Source organism: Nonomuraea sp. NPDC005501, assembly GCF_040605905.1.
Lineage (GTDB): Bacteria > Actinomycetota > Actinomycetes > Streptosporangiales > Streptosporangiaceae > Nonomuraea.
Window position 1 is genome coordinate 1 of the sequence record NZ_JBEXDT010000203.1, and the last position, 3576, is coordinate 3576.

At 72.2% G+C, this 3576-nt stretch carries 3 protein-coding genes and 1 pseudogene; 2 read left to right on the plus strand and 2 right to left on the minus strand.

The window, feature by feature from the left end; translation table 11 throughout:
• Together ABZS51_RS42425 and ABZS51_RS42430 are read right to left on the minus strand one after the other, a co-directional pair.
• Nucleotides 1-299 (minus strand): annotated as a pseudogene (locus tag ABZS51_RS42425) (hypothetical protein); the annotation flags it as partial.
• Nucleotides 299-1324 carry a LacI family DNA-binding transcriptional regulator gene (locus ABZS51_RS42430; protein WP_310712013.1) on the minus strand — a complete coding sequence of 342 codons (1026 nt, stop codon included), beginning with the start codon at nt 1322-1324 and terminating at the stop codon, nt 299-301. The gene ABZS51_RS42430 and the pseudogene ABZS51_RS42425, both read right to left, overlap by 1 nt.
• A gap of 253 nt (nt 1325-1577) precedes the next feature.
• On the opposite strand from ABZS51_RS42430, the gene ABZS51_RS42435 reads away from it, so the two are divergent.
• On the plus strand, nt 1578-2858 hold the full coding sequence (locus ABZS51_RS42435) for an ATP-binding cassette domain-containing protein (protein WP_355453949.1): 1281 nt from the start codon (nt 1578-1580) through the stop codon (nt 2856-2858).
• Nucleotides 2859-2906: 48 nt separating this feature from the next.
• Nucleotides 2907-3539: a cyclase family protein gene (locus tag ABZS51_RS42440; protein ID WP_355453952.1), complete on the plus strand. Its 633-nt coding sequence runs from the start codon at nt 2907-2909 to the stop codon at nt 3537-3539.
• Nucleotides 3540-3576 lie beyond the last annotated feature (37 nt).

Genomic DNA, 3576 nt, shown 5'->3' on the forward strand with positions numbered 1-3576 from the left:
CGCGTGCCGGCGGCGGCCCGGCCCCAGAAGGCGTCGACGCCGGCGAGCGCGTCGCGGATGAGCGCCCCCTGCGAGTCGTCGCCCACGAGGTCGGCGAACGCCACCGACAGGCCGAGGGCGGCGCAGCCGAGCGCCACGCCGGCGCCGGTGTTGCCGATCCGCTCCTGGATGGGCGGCACCCCGTAGGTGTCGGCGTACGGCAGGGGCAGCTCGGGGACGTAGACCGTGGCGTCGACGCCCGACCCGCCCAGCACGAGCACGTCATGGGGCTTGCCCGGGGTCTTCCCCCGCGGGGACATCACCGGCTGACCCGGGGGCCGGAGCCGGTGGAGCCGCGCACGACGAGCTCCGGGCGGAAGATCAGCTCGACGTGCTTGGCCGGCGCGCCGTTCACCTCTTCGAGCAGCGTCTGCACGGCGGCGGACGCCATCGCGCCGATGGGCTTGCGCACGGTCGTGAGCGGCGGGTCGGTGAACGCGATGAGCGGCGAGTCGTCGAAGCCGACCACCGACACCTCCCCCGGCACGGCCAGTCCCTTCTCGCGGCAGGCGCGGATCGCGCCGAGCGCCATGAGGTCGCTGGCGCACACGATGCCGGTGCAGCCGCGGGCGAGCAGCTGGGTGGCCGCGGCCTGGCCGCCCTCGACGGAGAACAGCGAGTCGGCGATGAGGTCGTCGACGCCGGTGACACCGAGGAGCTGGGCCATGGCCTGACGGAATCCCTCGATCTTCCGGATGACGGGGACGAACCGGCGCGGCCCGAGGGCCAGCCCGATCCGCTCGTGCCCGAGGTCGACGAGGTGCTGCACGGCCAGGCGCACGGCCAGCCGGTCGTCGGGCGAGATGAACGGGGCCTCGATGCGCTCGCTGTAGCCGTCGACGAGCACGATCGGCAGCCCGCGGTCGGTGAGCCGGGTGTAGCGGTCCATGCGGGCGGTGGTGTCGGCGTGCAGGCCGGACACGAACACGATGCCGCTCACGCCCCGGTCCACCAGCAACTCGGTGAACTCGTCCTCGGGCGCCCCGCCGGGCAGCTGCGTGCACAGCACGGGCGTGTAGCCGTGCTGGGTGAGCGCCTTCTCCACGGCCTGGGCGAACGCGGGGAAGATCGGATTGTCGAGCTCGGGGGTGACCAGGCCGACCAGGCCGTTGCTGCGCTGCCGCAGCCGCGGCGGGCGCTCGTAGCCCATGAGGTCGAGCGCGGTCATCACGGCCTGGCGGGTGGCGGCCGAGACGCCCGGCTTGCCGTTGAGCACCCGGCTGACCGTGGCCTCGCTCACCCCGGCTTGGGCGGCGATGTCGGCGAGGCGGGCGTGACCGTTCATGGCCTTCACTTTACCTCTGTCCGGCCCCCACCCTGAAAGCGTTTCCGCAAATTTCCGCAAGCACTTCCAGACTTTCGAGCGATCCCGCATATGCGGACGACCAGGGGCTCCAGGTTCTATGGACCGAAACACAGCCTGGAATCACGTTTGTGAGAGATGTTTCAGATGAAGGGTGGACATCGGGGTTGAGGCGCGATGTACTACCTCTTCCATCAGCCCCGTCACAGGTGACACGTGCGCAAGGTGTGGGCCCATGAGCTCGGTCGTTCTCGACAAAGTGACCAAGGTGTACCCGGGTGACCACCTGGCGGTCGACCGATTGAGCCTGCAGGCGGAAAACGGCGAGTTCCTCGTCCTTCTCGGCCCCTCCGGCTGCGGCAAGTCCACGCTGTTACGCATGATCGCGGGTCTTGAGGAGATCACCCAGGGCGACCTGTGGCTCGACGGCCAGCTCGCCAACCATCTCGCCCCCCGCGAGCGGGACGTCGCCATGGTGTTCCAGAACGGCGCCCTCTACCCCCACCGCACGGTCCGCGGCAACATCTCGTTCCCGCTGGAGATCGCCAAGTCCGACCCGGCGCTCGTCCGCCAGCGCGTCACCGAGCTGTCCAAGGCGCTGCACATCGACGAGACCCTCGACCGCCGCCCCGGCACCCTGTCCGGCGGCCAGCGCCAGCGGGTCGCGATGGGCCGGGCCATCGTCCGCCAGCCCAAGCTGTTCCTCATGGACGAGCCCCTGTCGAACCTCGACGCCGGCATGCGCACCGAGCTGCGCATGGAGATCTCGGCGCTGGTCAGGTCGCTCGGCGTCACCACCATCTACGTCACGCACGACCAGATCGAGGCGCTGACGCTGGCCGACCGCATCGCCATCATGAACCGCGGGGTCCTGCAGGACGTCGGCACCCCCTCGCAGATCTACAACGACCCCGCGACGGCGTTCGTGGCCGCGTTCCTCAACTCCCAGCAGCTCAACCTGCTCGCCGCGACGGTCCGCACCCCGCAGAACGAGTACGTCATGCTCGACTTCGGGCCGCATCGGCTGATCATCCCGTGGAGCGATCCCAGGGCCTACGCCATCTCCCAGCACACCGGCGGCCAGGTGCTGGTCGGCATGCGGCCCGACGGGCTGGCGCCGGTGCCGGAGTCGTACGACGGGCCGTCGTTCTTCGGGCGGGTCCGGGCGCTGGAGTACCACGGCCACGAGTGGCTCGCCTACATCGAGTGCGGCATGCCCGCCGTGCCCGTGCCGGAGCCGCCGGACCCCCGTGCCCGCGCCAAGGGCCGCCCGAACGCCCCGGGGCGGCTCGGCACGCTCGTCAAGCGGATGTTCGGGCAGGAGGAGGAGCGGCAGGAGCACGAGCAGGCCGGCCAGCACCCCGGCAGCGGCGTCCATCGGCGGGCCGACCTCATCGTCCGCGTCGGCGGCCGCCCGGCGTGGCGGGCCGGCGACGCCGCCAAGGTCGCCGTGGACCCCACCCGCCTGATGATCTTCACGTTGGACGGCGCCCGCATCGACCCGCCGCGCCGCTGACCGTCACCCCTTCCCCCCTTCATCCCGCCGATCCGGGGAGTGCCTGAGATGTCGCTCTGGAAGGCCCTCGACGGGGCACGCGTGCTGGACCTGGCACAGCCGATGCGCAAGGGCATGCCGCAGTCCCCGAACCATCCGCCGTTCCGGATGACGCTGGAGCGCAGGCACGGCGACGTCGTACGGCCCGGAGGCGGCTCGGCCGCCAACGAGATCATCGTGACGGGCGGCCACGTCGGCACCCACGTGGACGCGCTCGCGCACGTCTCCCAGGACGGCCTGCTGCACGGCGGGCGGCCCGTGGCCGACGTCATGACGCACGAGGGGTTCGGCGAGCTGGGCATCGACGCGTTCGAGCCGTACGTGGGCCGGTGCGTGCTGCTGGACGTGGCCGCGGTCCACGGGGTGCCGACGCTGCCGGCCGGGTACGAGGTCACGGCCGGCGACCTGGAACGGGCCGCCGACGGGCTGGAGCTCCGCGCGGGCGACGCCCTCCTGATCGGCACCGGCTGGTCACGGCTCTGGCCGTCAGGGCCCGGCGCCGGGCCGCCGGGGTCGCCCGGGCCCGGCGCCGGCCCGTCGGGTACGGACTTCACCGGCGCGCGGGACGGCGCGCCCGGGCCAGGGGTGGAGGCGGCGCGCTGGCTGGCCGCGAGCAGGACATCTCCGAGAACCCGTGGCTGACCTTCGGCGCCAACCCGCAGCCGCCCGAGGTGGCGCC

Excerpts from the sequence above, each read along its gene's own strand:
- ABZS51_RS42430 (WP_310712013.1), bottom strand. The coding sequence starts at position 1,324 with ATGAACGGTCACGCCCGCCTCGCCGACATCGCCGCCCAAGCCGGGGTG.
- ABZS51_RS42435 (WP_355453949.1), top strand. The coding sequence starts at position 1,578 with ATGAGCTCGGTCGTTCTCGACAAAGTGACCAAGGTGTACCCGGGTGAC.
- ABZS51_RS42440 (WP_355453952.1), top strand. The coding sequence starts at position 2,907 with ATGTCGCTCTGGAAGGCCCTCGACGGGGCACGCGTGCTGGACCTGGCA.